The 13,376-nt window shown below is 68.3% G+C and carries 15 protein-coding genes; 5 read left to right on the top strand and 10 right to left on the bottom strand.

Features of this window, described 5'->3' with window-relative positions:
• The coding region (locus Q1K70_RS17825) for an agmatine deiminase family protein (protein ID WP_300162503.1) at positions 1-294 on the top strand (294 nt) is incomplete at its 5' end.
• An 18-nt stretch (positions 295-312) separates the two neighbouring features.
• On the opposite strand, the gene Q1K70_RS17820 is transcribed toward Q1K70_RS17825, so the two are convergent.
• Together Q1K70_RS17820 and cysQ are read right to left on the bottom strand one after the other, a co-directional pair.
• Positions 313-600, bottom strand: a complete 288-nt coding sequence (locus tag Q1K70_RS17820) for a circadian clock KaiB family protein (RefSeq protein ID WP_300162500.1) — start codon at positions 598-600, stop codon at positions 313-315.
• A 62-nt stretch (positions 601-662) separates the two neighbouring features.
• A complete protein-coding gene (gene cysQ, locus Q1K70_RS17815; protein WP_300162497.1) occupies positions 663-1,460 on the bottom strand; it encodes a 3'(2'),5'-bisphosphate nucleotidase CysQ in 798 nt (265 codons plus the stop codon).
• Between the two features lie 128 nt (positions 1,461-1,588).
• On the opposite strand from cysQ, the gene Q1K70_RS17810 reads away from it, so the two are divergent.
• A complete protein-coding gene (locus Q1K70_RS17810; protein ID WP_300162512.1) occupies positions 1,589-1,990 on the top strand; it encodes a response regulator in 402 nt (133 codons plus the stop codon).
• Positions 1,991-2,013: 23 nt separating this feature from the next.
• The gene (locus Q1K70_RS17805) at positions 2,014-2,652 is read left to right on the top strand and encodes a response regulator (protein ID WP_300162494.1); all 639 of its coding nucleotides are present in this window, start codon (positions 2,014-2,016) and stop codon (positions 2,650-2,652) included.
• An 85-nt stretch (positions 2,653-2,737) separates the two neighbouring features.
• Here the strand turns inward: Q1K70_RS17805 and Q1K70_RS17800 are convergent, their stop codons facing one another.
• From Q1K70_RS17800 to Q1K70_RS17780, 5 genes are all read right to left on the bottom strand, one after another.
• On the bottom strand, positions 2,738-3,631 hold the full coding sequence (locus tag Q1K70_RS17800; protein WP_300162491.1) for a hypothetical protein: 894 nt from the start codon (positions 3,629-3,631) through the stop codon (positions 2,738-2,740).
• A 142-nt stretch (positions 3,632-3,773) separates the two neighbouring features.
• Positions 3,774-5,327 carry a SidJ-related pseudokinase gene (locus tag Q1K70_RS17795; protein WP_300162488.1) on the bottom strand — a complete coding sequence of 518 codons (1,554 nt, stop codon included), beginning with the start codon at positions 5,325-5,327 and terminating at the stop codon, positions 3,774-3,776.
• Positions 5,324-5,701 carry a response regulator gene (locus Q1K70_RS17790; protein ID WP_300162486.1) on the bottom strand — a complete coding sequence of 126 codons (378 nt, stop codon included), beginning with the start codon at positions 5,699-5,701 and terminating at the stop codon, positions 5,324-5,326. The genes Q1K70_RS17795 and Q1K70_RS17790 overlap by 4 nt, the downstream gene beginning before the upstream one ends.
• A gap of 139 nt (positions 5,702-5,840) precedes the next feature.
• Complete coding sequence (dctA, locus tag Q1K70_RS17785; protein WP_300162483.1) at positions 5,841-7,190, bottom strand: C4-dicarboxylate transporter DctA; 1,350 nt, start codon at positions 7,188-7,190, stop codon at positions 5,841-5,843.
• A gap of 441 nt (positions 7,191-7,631) precedes the next feature.
• Positions 7,632-8,504 (bottom strand): transaldolase family protein, encoded by an 873-nt coding sequence (locus Q1K70_RS17780; RefSeq protein WP_300162480.1) that lies wholly within the window; start codon positions 8,502-8,504, stop codon positions 7,632-7,634.
• Positions 8,505-8,690: 186 nt separating this feature from the next.
• Between Q1K70_RS17780 and rpiA the strand changes: the two genes are divergently transcribed.
• Entirely contained in the window at positions 8,691-9,416 is a 726-nt protein-coding gene (gene rpiA / locus Q1K70_RS17775; RefSeq protein WP_300162477.1) for a ribose-5-phosphate isomerase RpiA, read from the top strand.
• On the opposite strand, the gene Q1K70_RS17770 is transcribed toward rpiA, so the two are convergent.
• Genes Q1K70_RS17770 through arsB form a run of 3 tightly spaced genes read right to left on the bottom strand, consistent with a single transcriptional unit; the run spans position 9,413 to position 11,462 of the window.
• Entirely contained in the window at positions 9,413-9,853 is a 441-nt protein-coding gene (locus Q1K70_RS17770; protein WP_300162474.1) for an arsenate reductase ArsC, read from the bottom strand. The two genes, rpiA and Q1K70_RS17770, sit on opposite strands and share 4 nt — an antisense overlap.
• Positions 9,850-10,299, bottom strand: a complete 450-nt coding sequence (locus Q1K70_RS17765) for an arsenate reductase ArsC (protein WP_300162471.1) — start codon at positions 10,297-10,299, stop codon at positions 9,850-9,852. Before Q1K70_RS17765 ends, Q1K70_RS17770 begins: the two co-directional genes overlap by 4 nt.
• A gap of 59 nt (positions 10,300-10,358) precedes the next feature.
• Entirely contained in the window at positions 10,359-11,462 is a 1,104-nt protein-coding gene (arsB, locus tag Q1K70_RS17760) for an ACR3 family arsenite efflux transporter (protein WP_300162467.1), read from the bottom strand.
• 668 nt (positions 11,463-12,130) lie between these two features.
• On the opposite strand from arsB, the gene Q1K70_RS17755 reads away from it, so the two are divergent.
• The gene (locus Q1K70_RS17755; RefSeq protein WP_300162464.1) at positions 12,131-13,312 is read left to right on the top strand and encodes an iron-containing alcohol dehydrogenase; all 1,182 of its coding nucleotides are present in this window, start codon (positions 12,131-12,133) and stop codon (positions 13,310-13,312) included.
• Positions 13,313-13,376 lie beyond the last annotated feature (64 nt).

The raw sequence follows: 13,376 nt of genomic DNA, 5'->3' as shown, positions 1-13,376 counted from the left end.
CGGCTGACCGGAGCGCGCCTGGCCGACGGCGCCACCCTCCAGGTCGTGGACCTGCCCATGCCGCGCCCGGTGGTGTTCCGGGGCCAGCGCCTGCCGGCCAGCTACGCCAATTTCCTGATCACGCCGCGCCTGGTGCTGGTGCCCACCTTCAACGACGCCCGCGACCGGCTGGCGCTGGGCATCCTGGCCGAGGCCTTCCCGGGCCGCGAGGTGGTCGGCATCCATGCCGTGGATCTGGTCTGGGGGCTGGGGACCATCCACTGCCTGTCCCACGAGGAATCGGCGGCGGACTGAGCCGGAAGAAACTGCGGGCTACGAGGCGCAACTGGCGACGGGCAACGAAACGATGCCGAGGAGTTCCATGGCCGCCTCGACGTCGGACAGGTCGCCGACGACCAGGCGCGTCCCGTCGTCGCGGGCCAGAGCCGGGGTGACCTGGACCGGAAAGTTCTCCGCCGTGACGGGCCAGCGCCCGACGTCCAGGACGTCGAGGGCGTAGCCGTCCGGCAGTTCCCTGTCGCACCACCGGCGAAGCGCCTGTTCCATGTCGGCGTTTTCCGGGTCCGACCCGTGGATGAAGAGTGTGAATCGCGTGCGCATGGCTTCTCCAGCTACCGAAAACGTCGCCCGCGACGTGAAACGGCTGCACTGATCTTACCCGACTAGCCGAGTATGGAAATTTCGTCAATGAGCTCGCCGGGGAAAGAGCGGGCCACGAAGGGACCGTTTCGCAGGTCGGGCTTGTTGTAGAGGAAGGGCGCGCCGTCCAGGGCGCTCAGCGCGCCGCCCGCGCCGAGCAGCACGGCGTGGCCGGCGGCGATGTCCCATTCCCTGGTCGGCCCCAGGCGGGGATAGAGATGGGCCGCGCCCTCGGCCAGGGCGGCGAGCTTGAGGGCGCTGCCCCGGCTGGCGGTCCGGACGTCTGGAAAGCGCGCAAGATAGGCGTCGAGCCCGGGATCGGGGTGGGAGCGGCTGGCCATGACCCGCAGGGGTTCGCCCGGCGCGGGGGCCACGGCCCGTACGGGTTCGGCCGGGCCGCCGCCGAGGCGCCGGGTGGCCGGGATCGAGGGGCCGCCGCAATAGGTCGTGTCGGCGGCCGGGGCGTGGACGACGCCGCAGACGGGCCGGCCGTCCTCGACGAGGGCGATGAGCACGCAGTATTCGTCCGTGCCCCGGATGAACTCCTTGGTGCCGTCCAGGGGATCGACCAGGAAAAAGCGCCGCCAGGCGCGGCGCACGGCGTAGGGAACCTCTTCCGTCTCCTCGCAAACGACCGGCAGGCCCGGGAAGGTCTGTCCGAGGCCGGCCAGGATGACGTCGCTGGCCGCCTTGTCGGCGGCGGTCACGGGCGTGCGGTCGTCCTTTTCGGCCACGGCCAGGTCGCCGCGGGCCACGTCCAGGATGGCCCGGCCGGCCAGCCGGGCGATGCCGCACAGGGCGGCGATGTCGAGATCGCGCATGGGCACTCCCGGGGAGCGGATTGGCCGGCACTATGGAGCCGACCGGAAGCGGCGTCAACACGGGCGCGGTTGCTTTTCACGCGTCGCACGGCTATGAAACGGCAACGTCGGCATGTCCAAGCGGAGGGATTTTCGTGAGCGAGGCAGCAGCGGTGCGAGTGCTTCTGGTCGATGACGAGGAAAGCTACGTGGACACGCTGCGCAAGCGCCTGTCCCGCCGGGGGCTTTCGGTGCTGACGGCCAACAGCGGCGAACAGGCCCTGGAGACCCTGGCGGCCAACCCCATCGACGTAGTCCTGCTCGACGTCAAGATGCCGGGCATGGACGGCATGGAAACCCTCTCGCGCATCAAGCAGGCCCATCCCCGGGTGGAGGTCATCATGCTCACCGGCCACGCCAACGTGGACGTGGCCATTCGCGGCATGGAGCAGGGAGCCTTCGACTACCTCATGAAGCCGGCGGAAATGGACGACCTGTACTACAAAATCCAGGACGCCCACAAAAAAATCCAGCTCTCCGGCCAGGGCTGAGCCGGCCTTTCCCGGACGCCGCCATGGAGGACGCTCTCCGCCGCAAGGTGCTCATCGTCGAGGACGACCCGCTCTCGGCCCGGGTGGCGGTCAAGATCCTGGAACGCCTGGGCTACGGCGTATGCGGCGTGATCGAGACCGGCGAGGAGGCCGTGCCCGGCGCTGCGACGCACGCCCCGGACGTGGTGCTCATGGACATCAACCTGGCCGGGACCATGGACGGCGTGACGGCGGCCCGGGCCATCATCGAGTCGGTCGGCGCGCCGGTGATCTTCCTCACGGCGGCCGTGGACCGCGACATCATGGACCGCGTGGCCGCCACGGGCGCGGCGGGCTACATCCAAAAGCCGGTCAAGCTCCTGGACCTCAAGGCCAACCTGGAGATGGCCATCACCCGCAAGCGGCGCGAGCGGCCCTGCCCCACGGACGCGGCGGCCCAGCTCTACCGCGGCCTGCTCTTCGGCCTGGCCCGGGCCTGCGACAAGGCCCTGGTCGCGGTCGACCCCGAGGGCCGGGTGCTTTTTTCCCATCCCGACCACGACCTGGCCGGCGAACTCGCAAGCGAAGCCTTTCCCGGCCAGCCCCCCTTTCCCCAGCCGGGCGATACGCCCTGCGAGAACGCCGCCGGCCACCCTCTCGGCTGGGTCCGACTTTTGTCCTGATTTCTCCCCCCATCGGGGTCCAGGGGCACAGGCCCCTGGCGGGTCCAGGGCAGCGCCCTGGCCGCCGGAGGCGTCGCCCCCGCCGTTATTGCGGCGCGCTCCCCTCCGTCCCGTTCACCATGGCCAGCCGCCGGGCGGCCGGGGCGTCGGGCTGCCTGGGCGCGGGCCGGCCGGCCAGCTTCATGGCCGTGGCGGCGTGGCGGTCGATGTTGGCGGCGAAATAGGCCGTGACCGCCAATGCGCCGCCGGCCCGGGCCATGGTCACGAGGCCCCCGTCCCTGGCCCAGGCCGCGCCGCCCTGCCCCATGGGCTCGGGCGGCCCGAAACGCTCGCTCAAATGTTTCGTGAGCGCCACCTGGTAGCCTTCGATGTTGCCGGAAAAGCGCAGGCTGACGGTGAGCAGGCCGGCCCCGACCTCGGAAAAGACGGCCGCGCCGGCAATGGGCCCGGCCCTGTCCTTGCCGCCGGCCTCGGCCGGGCGGGAGAAGGCGTAGGTGACGAGCTGGCCGGGCAGGTTTCCGGCCAGGGCGCAGCAGTCGCGGCTGCGGGCGCGGATGAAGTCGGCCACGGCGGCCCGGCCGCCGGCCGGCACGGCCAGGGGCTGGGCGAAATCGCAGGCCTCGCCACGGCCCCGGGACACGGCGAAGCGCTTGCGGGAGAGCTTCTCGGCCAGGGAGGCCGGCGTCTCGCCGGTGGCGATGTCGTAGAAGGAGAAGCCGGCCGGGGCCTCGGGCGCGGCGGCGAAGCGCACGACCCGGGAGACCGCGGCCCGCAGCGCGAAGGCCGGGGCGGGCTCGGGCTCGGCCAGAAGCGCCGCCGGGGGCGTGGGCCGGCGCGGCGGCCGGCGGGAGAGCTCCTCGAGATAATAGGCCCCGAAAATCAGGAAGCAGGCCAAGCCGGTGAACAGCGTGGCCAGAAGGTATTTGAGCAGTCCCAACCGCTCCAGGGCCGCGACCCAGCTTGTGCGTTCGCCCGTCATGGCGTCCTCCCGCGGTCTCTCACCCGGCCTATCGGACGCTTGCCGAACATGCATTAGGTCTTTCCCTTTCGGGAGGTCCAGGAGGGGCCGTCGCCCCTCCTGGCCGCCGGAGGCGTTCCCTTCCTCTTCTCCCATCCTCCCCCTATTCCCCTCTCCGGTCCCGCTCGTGGCGGGCGGCGAGGCAGGCGGCGACCATGGCGGCGGCGGCTTCGTTCAGTTCGGGCAGGCTGGTGCGGTTGTTGAAGGCTCCCAGGTGCGGACCGGTTTCGAGCTCCACATCGGCCTCGCCCCGGCGGCGGCGGGCGGCGTCTTCCGGGGGCAGGCCGCGCGAGACGAGAAAGGTCGTGAAGTCGGCGTCGGTCATGGCCTCCTGGTCGGCCAGGCGCAACAGTTCGGTCATGTGGCGGTCCACGCCCATCTCCGCGACCATGCGCCGGACGAGAGTATCGGGGCAAAGCGGCATGGCCCGGGGCGGCGCGCCGGCGAAGCCCTCGTGGTAGCGGGCGAAGACCTCGGCCACGACCCGGGCGAGGAGCGCCTCGTCGAAGAGGTGGCGGGCGTCGGCCGGGCGGCCGTCCGGGCCGCGCCCGACCAGGCGCGGCTCACGCATGCGAAAGGCGCTGCCGGCCACGAGCAGCAGGCTCACCACATGGTCGCCCATGCGGCGGTAGAGCCGGCCCCCACCCGTGCCGCCGGGGGGCACGGCGGCCAGGTGCTCGAAATCGCGCAGCCCCGACGGGCCGAAATTGGGGTGCAGGGAGGAGTGCAGCCAGCGGTCCAGGCGGCCGGGCAAGCGCCAGTCGTAGACGCCGCCATCGTCGCGGCGGTCGCGCTGGACCCGGTTGTGAAAAAGGGGGATGGCCGCTTCATGGACGATGCCCCGGCCGGCCAGCCAGCCGAGGAGCAGCGCGGCCCGGCCCATGACCGTAACGAGCGCCTCGCCGCCCAGCGGCCGGCCGGCCTCGTTGGGGTAGCGAAAATAGTCCGCCTCGGCCAGGTAGGCCAGACAGCGGCCCGAGGGATCGAGGCCGGCCGCACCCGGCGGCAGGTCGGACACGGCGAAGAGCCGGGCCGCGCCGTGGCGACAGGGAGACGGCACATGGCAGAGGACAGGAAAGGGCAGGCCGGCGCAGCGTTCCATCCAGGCCGCCTCCAGGGCCAGGCCGCGCGGGTCCTCGTCCCGGCGCAGGCGCTTGACCACGACCAGCCGGCCCGGATCGCGGGCGGGGACGAGGAGACTGCGGCCGGCGGCGCGCGGCACGGCGGCGGGATCGGCCCCGGCCCGGTCGAGAAGGGCGGCGAAGGTGGATGGCGCGGCCTCGCCGTCGACCTCCGGGGGAACGGGACCGCGCAGGCCCGGCAAGGGCAGCGCGCCCACGGCCTCGGCCGCGGCCAGCCGGGGCTTTCCCGGCACGGCCAGGGCCGCGCCCAGGGCCTGTCGCGAGGCCTTGGCCAAAGGGGCCGGAGCGCTGGCGAGCAGGGTCACCAGCACGCCGGCGGCGTCGCGGTAGAGGATGCGGGCCTGGGTCTGGCGGGCGTGGTCGTTGCGGGAGAGCAGCCCGGCCAGGGCATCCACGGCGGCCAGGGACACGGCGGCCGGATCGCGCTCGGCCAGGTCGGCCACGCGGCGCGCGGCGAGAAAGGCGGCGGTGAAGTCGCCGTCCAGGCCGAAGGCCTCGAAGCCCGTGCCGGTCAAGGCGCGGCGGCTCCGAGCACGCGGTTCATCAGCGCGTGCAATTCGTATTCGTCCAGGGGTTTGGGCATGAAGGCGAAGGGTTTGGTCTCGTCGGCGCGGCTGCGGGTCGTCTCGTCCACGTAGGCCGAGACGAAGACCACCGGCACCTCGCTGTCGCGGCGGATGGCCTCGGCCGTTTCGATGCCGTCCAGGTCGCCGTCCAGGCGGATGTCCATGAGCACGAGGTCGGGCGCCTGGCGACGGAAAGCCTCGAGCGCAGCCTCGCCGGACGCGACCGAAGCCGTGACCACGTGGCCCAGGCGCTTGAGCATGGCCCCCGTGGCCATGGCGGTTATGGCTTCGTCCTCGACGATCATCACCCGTGCCGACGTCATGGTGCGCCTCCCGAAGCAGCACATGATACCTCGTTACAAGAAAATGGTCCGGCCGGGGTTTTTTGTCAATGCGCCCGTCACAAAAAACCGCCGCCCGGTCCATGCCGGGCGGCGGCGTTTCTTACGCGGGCGGGCGGCGCTATTTCGCCTCGCCGGCGGCGTCCTCGTCGATGAGGGCGTCTTCGGGATCGTCGGCGTATTCGTCGTCGCTGCCGGCGAGCACCGCGGCGAGCTTGCGCTCGTCCAGGGCGTTTTCCCACTTGGCCACGACGATGGTGGCGATGCCGTTGCCGATGAGGTTGGTAATGGCCCGGGCCTCGGACATGAAGCGGTCGACGCCCAAAAGCAGGGTCAGCGAGGCGACCGGAATGGTGCCCACGGTCTGGAGCGTGGCGGCCAGCGTGATGAAGCCGCCGCCCGTGACCGCGGCCGCGCCCTTGGAGGTGAGGAGCAGGATGAAGAGCAGGTAGAGCTGGTGGGAGATGTCGAGCGGCGTGTTGGTGGCCTGGGCCAGGAACACGGCGGCCATGGTGAGGTAGATGCAGGTGCCGTCCAGGTTGAAGGAATAGCCCATGGGCAGGCACAGGCCGACCACGGACTTGTCGGCCCCGGCGATCTCCAGCTTGGCCATCATGCGCGGCAGGGCCGCCTCGGAGGAGGAGGTGCCGAGCACGAGCAGGATCTCCTCCTTGATGTAGACCAGGTAGCGCCACAGGGAGAACTTGGCCATGCGGCAGACCAGGGCCAGGACCACGAAGATGAAGATGATGCAGGTCGTGTACACGCCGAGCATGAGGTACAGGAGTTTGAAGAGCGCCTCGGTCCCCTGGGAAGCCACGACGTAGGCCATGGCGCCGAAAGCGCCGAACGGCGCGAAATACATGATGTAGTGAACGACCTTGAAGAGCCCTCGCGAAAACTCGTCGATGATCTTGACGAAATTTTTCGCCTTTTCGCCCAGGTTGGCCAGGCCGACGCCGAAGAGGATGGAGAAGAAGAGCACCTGCAGGATCTCGCCCTTGGCGAAGGCGTCGACCACGGAAGTCGGCACGATGTTCATGAGGAAGTCCACGGTGGACATCTTCTTGGCCTTGCCGGCGAAGTCCTCGACCTTGGCGATCTCTTTCTGGTTGGACTGCATCTTGGCGGCGTAGTCGTCCATGCCCGCGCCGGGCTTGTAGAGATTGACGACCACGAGCCCGATGGCCAGGGCGAAAAGGGTCATGGTCCAGAAGTAGACCATGCATTTGATGCCCACGCGGCCGACCTTGCCCATGTCGCCCATCTTGGCGATGCCCGTGACCACGGTGCAGAAGATGATGGGGGCGATGATCATCTTCACCATGCGGATAAACGCCGTGCCGAATGGCTGCATGCTTTCGGCGAAAGATTTCGTGGCCGGGATGAGACCCAGGACGATACCCGCGACAATCCCGAAGATGACCCAGAAATAGAGCGACTTATAGATAGGTTTGCTGCCAATGGACATGCAATAGCTCCTCGTGCTTCCGTTCGTTCGACGCATCACTGGACAATCATGGTGCGCGGGCGACAAACCGTGCCGGCGACGTGCGCGTCAGGACCCAAACCACCCTTCAACCCTGGCAACGCGTATACTCCGATAAACCTCCTTACGGTCGCATCCCGTTTTTCCCGCCCGTTACTGGCCATGCCGGGCAGTCCTCTTAGTCTTATCTTGCTAGCATATTTTCGCTCCTTGTACACCTGCCCCTTTCGTGCTCAGGTCATCTGATGTTTTTCTTCAAACCCTGCTCCCTCGTTGCTTGACGCGGATGTCGCCTGCTTCGGACCAGTGCCTGCTCTGTACAAAAAATATTTCATTTTTGAAATGTTGGTCGCAATCCGCGACCATCGAAAAAAAAAGCCCGCCGCTGGCGCGACGGGCCATGGAGACGATGCGTCGTCCGGTTCAGGAGCCCATGTCGATGAGGGAATTCCAGTCGGCCGAGAACTTGGCCATGCCGGCGTCGGTCAAGGGATGACCGATGGCGTACGAGGCATAGGGTCCGTCCAGGCCGATGGCTTCGTAAGGGATGGGGGCGAGGCCGGAAGGGGCGTAGACGTAGCCGGGGCCGGGGATGGGCATGCCGGCCTCGGCCCAGGCGAGCAGAAGGGACCCCGGGGCGGTGATGATGTCGCTGCCGTAGGCCAGGGCGCACAGGAAATGCTCCATGGAACGCACGCTGGCCGTGAGCGTCTCCACGTGGCCGTCGCCGGCGGCGTACATCTTGAGGATGTTGGCGATGAGCTCCATGCCGTTTTCGCCCCGGTCGTCCAGGCGGCCGACGAAGGGCGAGAGGAACACGGCCCCGCGCGCCGCGCCTTTGGTGGCGGCGTAGACCGCGGCGGCCTGGGCCTGGGTGAAGACCAGGGTCATGTTGACGCGCCGGCCCTCGCCGGTGAGCACGTTCGCCGCCTCGAGGCCCGGGGCGGTGGTCGGCAGCTTGATGTGGGCGTTTTCGATCCAGGTGTCGAATTCCCGGGCCTGCTCGAGCATGGCCGCCACGGTCGTGGTCTCGTCGGCGTAGACCTCGATGGACACGGAGCCGTCCGGCAGCATGGCCGAGAGCTCCTGGCACAGTTCCTTGTAGAACTGGTAGATGGCCGTGGCCGAAAACTTGTTGCCGTCCACCTTGTGGGCCTGGGCCTCGGGGTTTTTGGCCAGAAGGCTCGGGTTGGTGGTCTGGCCGTCCAGAAAGCCCAGGGCCTTGATGACCCGTCGGGTCTCCTCGGGGTCGGCCCCGTCCAGGAAGATGCGCGTCTTGAGGATCTCGGGTCGCATGGTCGCCTCGCAGCTGGTTGGTTCGGTCGGTTTCGCGGCGAGCCGCGACGGGCTCGGGTCCGACGGGTCGCACGCTTTGAGACTAAACACCGTTTGCCGGCAAAAGGCAAACCGCGCGGCGAAAATTCCCGCGCCCGAAAGCGAAAACCTGCTGCCGAACGGCCCGGCCTGGGCTATCCTCGGGCCATGGACACCACACCTTCCCTGCGTCCCGAGGACATTGCCGCGTTCAAGCGCGCCGCCGCCGGCCGGGCCGCCACCCTGGTCGGGCCGGGCATGGCCGTGGGCCTGGGCCACGGCTCCACGGCCGTGGCCGTCGTGCCGTTTCTCGGCGAGCGCCACCGGCGCGGCGAGCTGGCCGGAACCGTGTTCGTGCCGGCGGCCCATTTCATGGCCGAGGCTTTGCGCCTGGAAGGGCTGCCCGTGGCCAGCCTCGACGACGCGCCGGAACTGGCCATCGCCATCGACGGGGCCGACGAGATCAACCCGGCCGGCGACTGCGTCAAGGGCGGCGGGGGCGCGCTGCTGTACGAAAAAATCGTGGCCCAGGCGGCCCGGCGGCTGGTCATCGTGGCCGACGCGGGCAAGCTCTCGCCGCGCCTTTGCGCCAGGCACCCCCTGCCGGTGGAGATCACGCCCTTCGCCCTGGCTTCGGAGCTGCGCTTCCTGGAAGGCCTGGGCGGCCGTCCGGCCCTGCGCCTACGCCCGGACGGCGATCCCATGCGCACCGAACGCGGCAACGTCGTCGCGGACTGCGCCTTCGGCCCCCTGGACGACCCGGCCGGGCTGGCCGCGATCCTGGACGCCCGGGCCGGCGTGGCCGGGCACGGGCTGTTCGTGGGACTGGCCGCGCTTATCGTCGTGGCCGGGCCGGACGGCGTGCGCGAGATCACGCCGCCGGGAAAGGCCTAATCGGCCGCCTCGAGGTTCTGCGGCAGCCCGGCCACGAAGGCGCGGATGGCGTCGCGCACCTCGCGGTAGCGGTCCAGGGCCTCCTCCTCGGAAGCCGCGCCGGCGGCCAGGGCCGGCGGATCCTCGAAGGGCACGTGGACCTTTTTGACCGGACCGGGAAAGAACGGGCACAGGTCATGGGCCGAGCCGCACAGGGTCACGACGTAGTCGAAGGCGACGTCCGGCAGCTCGGACACGAGCTTGGAAGCCTGGTCCGAGATGTCCACCCCGGCCTCGGCCATGACGACAACGGCCCGGGGATCGAGGCCGTGCTTCTCCACGCCGGCCGAAAAGGCCTCCACGGCCTCGCCCCGGTCGGCCCGGGCGAAGCCCTCGGCCATCTGGCTGCGGCAGGCGTTGCCCGTGCACAAAAAGAGAATTCTGGTCTTGGCGCTCATGCCAGCCTCCCCTCTTCCCGGCCGGACAGGATCTCCTCGGCCAGGTCGGCCATGCGCTCCCTGATCCGGTCGCGGATGTCCCGCACCTTTTCCAGCCGCTCCTCGTCCGTGCCGACCAGGCCGGCCGGGTCTGGAAAGGGCAGGTGCAGCCGGCGGGTCACGCCCGGGAAGACCGGGCACTGCTCCTCGATGGCTTCCTCGCACACCGTGACCACGTAGTCGAAAAGCCGCCCGTCCCTGTACAGGTCGAAGACCCGGCGGGTCCTTCTCGCCGAAAGATCGATCCCCTCCTCGGCCATGACCGCCACGACCAGGGGATTGAGGGCGGTGGGGTCGAGGCCGGCGCTCTCCACCACGGCCGCCTCGCCGCAGAACCGTTGCAGATAGGCCTCGGCCATCTGGCTTCTGGCGCTGTTGTGCACGCAGATGAAAAGCACCCGCTTCATGACTTGCCTCCCGGGGTCTCGCATTGCCTCACCCTATATGAACCGCCGTGACGGTCCGGTTACGCCCCGGGCGGGCAGGCCAGATGGCATACCCCGGCCGGCGTGGCCACGGCGTGGGGGAAATACCGGCGGCGTATCCACAAGGCCACGTTGACCAGGCCAATCAGCGCCGGCACCTCGACCAGGGGCCCGATGACCGCGGCGAAAGCCTGGCCGGAATCCAGGCCGAACACGGCCACGGCCACGGCGATGGCCAGCTCGAAGTTGTTGGAGGCGGCGGTGAAGGACAGGGTGGCCGACTGCTCGTAGCTGGCCCCGGCCCGGCGCGACAGCCAGAAGGACAGGACGAACATGGCCCCGAAATAGACGAGCAGGGGCAGGGCCACCCGCAGCACGTCCAGGGGCAGGGCCACGATGACCTCGCCCTTGAGGGAGAACATGACCAGGATGGTGAAAAGCAAAGCCACCAGGGTCACGGGGCTGATGCGCGGGATGAAGCGCTCCTCGTACCACTCCCGGCCCTTGAGCCGCAGACCGACGAACCGGGTGAGCAGGCCGGCGACGAAGGGCACGCCGAGGTAGAGGCACACGCTCTGGGCGATCTCGCCCATGCCCACCCGCACCGCCGTGCCGGCCAGCCCCAGCGCCGGCGGCAGCACGGACAGGAAAAACCAGGCGTACACAGCGAAAAAGAGCACCTGGAACACGGCGTTGAAGGCCACCAGCCCGGCGCAGTACTCCCGGTCGCCGCCGGCCAGGTCGTTCCAGACGATGACCATGGCGATGCATCGGGCCAGGCCGATGAGGATCAGCCCGGACATGTAGGCCGGCTTGTCGGGCAGGAAGACCACGGCCAAAAGGAACATGAGCACCGGGCCCACGGCCCAGTTCTGGACCAGGGACAGCCCCAGCACGCGGAAATCCCGGAACACCCGCCCCATCTCCTCGTAGCGCACCTTGGCCAGGGGCGGGTACATCATGAGGATGAGCCCCAAGGCGATGGGGAGGTTGGTGGTCCCGACCTGGAAGAAGTCCACCAGCCGTCGCACGCCCGGGGCCAGCCAGCCCAGGCCCACGCCGACCAGCATGGCCAGGAATATCCACAGGGTGAGATACCGATCCAGAAGAGCCAATCGCCCCAGCACGGACGCCTTCCTTTCCATGGTCGCCTCCCGGCTGCGCATCGGCGCAGTTTCATACGAAAATGATCCAGATTATTCCCGAGCCGCCGCGTTCCGGGCCGCGGGCCGCCGCCTCTTGCTTCACATTTGGCAAAATGACCAATCAGACGCCCTGCGTCAAGCCTTCTTGGTGACGCCATCGCGCCCGTGATCGCCAAGCCCGCCAAGGGTGGGAGGTTCGGGGCAACCGGTGCGGCCGCCCGTGTGCTTCGCCGGGGGGCGTGTCATCTCGCCTTCTCGGGCCTCCGGCGAAAACTTTTTCTAACATGGTATAATAACATAATTTATTTTTCTCCGTTCTTCTCGAATAGGGGTCAACTCGTCCCACGCGCCGCGCCTGTGACCTTTTTACCCAATCGAAGCACAAGCGTGGGGCAACTTGTCCACCCTGCTCCAACCCCCTGAATTGGCCGTTTTTTACCCACCGCGTTCGCGGCTGTGTCCCTATGGGACACCCCCGGCCCGGGGCGGCGCGGCCAGACTGCCCCGCCGGCCATCCAGGCGTGATCGCAACACATTGAAATAACTTACTGCAGAAACTGGCCCGGGAATTGCTTCACAGGGAGAAGCGTTTACCCAAAAGCCGCAAGGAAATCAGGTTTGGGGTCCGTTCGCAAAACCATAACCTTAACCCAAGTGAGGTTGGCACCATGGCAGTTCGCGAGCAAGTCTACGGTTTCTTCATTCCCAGCGTGACCCTCATCGGCATCGGCGCCGCCAAGGCCATCCCCGAGAAGATCAAGGCCCTGGGCGGCTCCAAGCCGCTGATCGTCACCGACAAGGGCGTGGTGAAAGTCGGCATCTGCAAACAGATCACCGACCTCCTCGACGCCGCCGGCATGAAGTACCACGTCTATGACGAGACTATCCCCAACCCCACCGACGCGAACGTCCACAAGGGCGTCGACGTCTATAAGAAAGAGGGTTGCGACAGCCTCATCACCCTGGGCGGCGGTTCTTCCCACGACTGCGGCAAGGGCATCGGCCTCGTCGTGTCCAACGGCGGCAAGATCCATGACTACGAAGGCGTGGACAAGTCCTCCAAGTCCTTCATGCCCTACCTGGCCGTCAACACCACGGCCGGCACCGCCTCGGAAATGACCCGCTTCTGCATCATCACCGACCTGTCCCGCCACGTGAAGATGGCCATCGTCGACTGGCGCGTCACCCCGCACATCGCCATCAACGACCCGGTCCTCATGGTCGGCATGCCCCCGGCGCTGACCGCCGCCACCGGCATGGACGCCCTGACCCACGCCGTCGAGGCCTTCGTGTCCACCATCGCCAACCCGATGACCGACGCCTGCGCCGAGGAAGCCTTCCGGCTGATCTTCAAGTACCTGCGCAAGGCCGTGGCCAACGGTCAGGACATGGAAGCCCGCGAAGGCATGTGCTTCGCCGAGTACCTGGCCGGCATGGCCTTCAACAACGCCAGCCTCGGTCACGTGCACGCCATGGCCCACCAGCTGGGCGGCTTCTATGACCTGCCGCACGGTGAGTGCAACGCCATCCTGCTGCCCCATGTCGAGAGCTTCAACCTGATCGCCAAGGTCGAGAAGTTCGCCCGCATGGCCGAACTGTTCGGCGAGAACATCGCCGGCCTGGCCCCGCGCGACGCCGCCGAACTGGCGCTCAAGGCCATCCGCAAGCTGTCTTCCGACATCGGCATTCCGTCCGGCCTCGTCGAGCTCGGCAAGCGCTATGGCAAGGAAGTCAAGGCTACCGACATCCCGACCATGACCGGCAACGCCCAGAAGGACGCCTGCGGTCTGACCAACCCCCGCTGCCCGACCGACAAGGACGTGGCTGCCATTTACACGTCCGCCCTGTAGGAAGGACGACTGACGCGTCAAGGGGGGCCTCCGGGCCCCCCTTCGAGCATCCGGCCGCCGCCCG

This window comes from Solidesulfovibrio sp. (assembly GCF_029978005.1).
In the GTDB taxonomy this organism is placed as follows: Bacteria; Desulfobacterota; Desulfovibrionia; order Desulfovibrionales; family Desulfovibrionaceae; genus Solidesulfovibrio.
This window is presented reverse-complemented; position numbering and strand designations above follow the sequence as displayed.

Excerpts from the sequence above, each read along its gene's own strand:
- arsB (WP_300162467.1), bottom strand. The coding sequence starts at position 11,462 with ATGGAAAGGAAGGCGTCCGTGCTGGGGCGATTGGCTCTTCTGGATCGG.
- Q1K70_RS17755 (WP_300162464.1), top strand. The coding sequence starts at position 12,131 with ATGGCAGTTCGCGAGCAAGTCTACGGTTTCTTCATTCCCAGCGTGACC.
- Q1K70_RS17790 (WP_300162486.1), bottom strand. The coding sequence starts at position 5,701 with ATGACGTCGGCACGGGTGATGATCGTCGAGGACGAAGCCATAACCGCC.
- Q1K70_RS17805 (WP_300162494.1), top strand. The coding sequence starts at position 2,014 with ATGGAGGACGCTCTCCGCCGCAAGGTGCTCATCGTCGAGGACGACCCG.
- Q1K70_RS17765 (WP_300162471.1), bottom strand. The coding sequence starts at position 10,299 with ATGAAGCGGGTGCTTTTCATCTGCGTGCACAACAGCGCCAGAAGCCAG.
- rpiA (WP_300162477.1), top strand. The coding sequence starts at position 8,691 with ATGGACACCACACCTTCCCTGCGTCCCGAGGACATTGCCGCGTTCAAG.
- Q1K70_RS17820 (WP_300162500.1), bottom strand. The coding sequence starts at position 600 with ATGCGCACGCGATTCACACTCTTCATCCACGGGTCGGACCCGGAAAAC.
- dctA (WP_300162483.1), bottom strand. The coding sequence starts at position 7,190 with ATGTCCATTGGCAGCAAACCTATCTATAAGTCGCTCTATTTCTGGGTC.
- Q1K70_RS17800 (WP_300162491.1), bottom strand. The coding sequence starts at position 3,631 with ATGACGGGCGAACGCACAAGCTGGGTCGCGGCCCTGGAGCGGTTGGGA.
- cysQ (WP_300162497.1), bottom strand. The coding sequence starts at position 1,460 with ATGCGCGATCTCGACATCGCCGCCCTGTGCGGCATCGCCCGGCTGGCC.
- Q1K70_RS17770 (WP_300162474.1), bottom strand. The coding sequence starts at position 9,853 with ATGAGCGCCAAGACCAGAATTCTCTTTTTGTGCACGGGCAACGCCTGC.
- Q1K70_RS17780 (WP_300162480.1), bottom strand. The coding sequence starts at position 8,504 with ATGCGACCCGAGATCCTCAAGACGCGCATCTTCCTGGACGGGGCCGAC.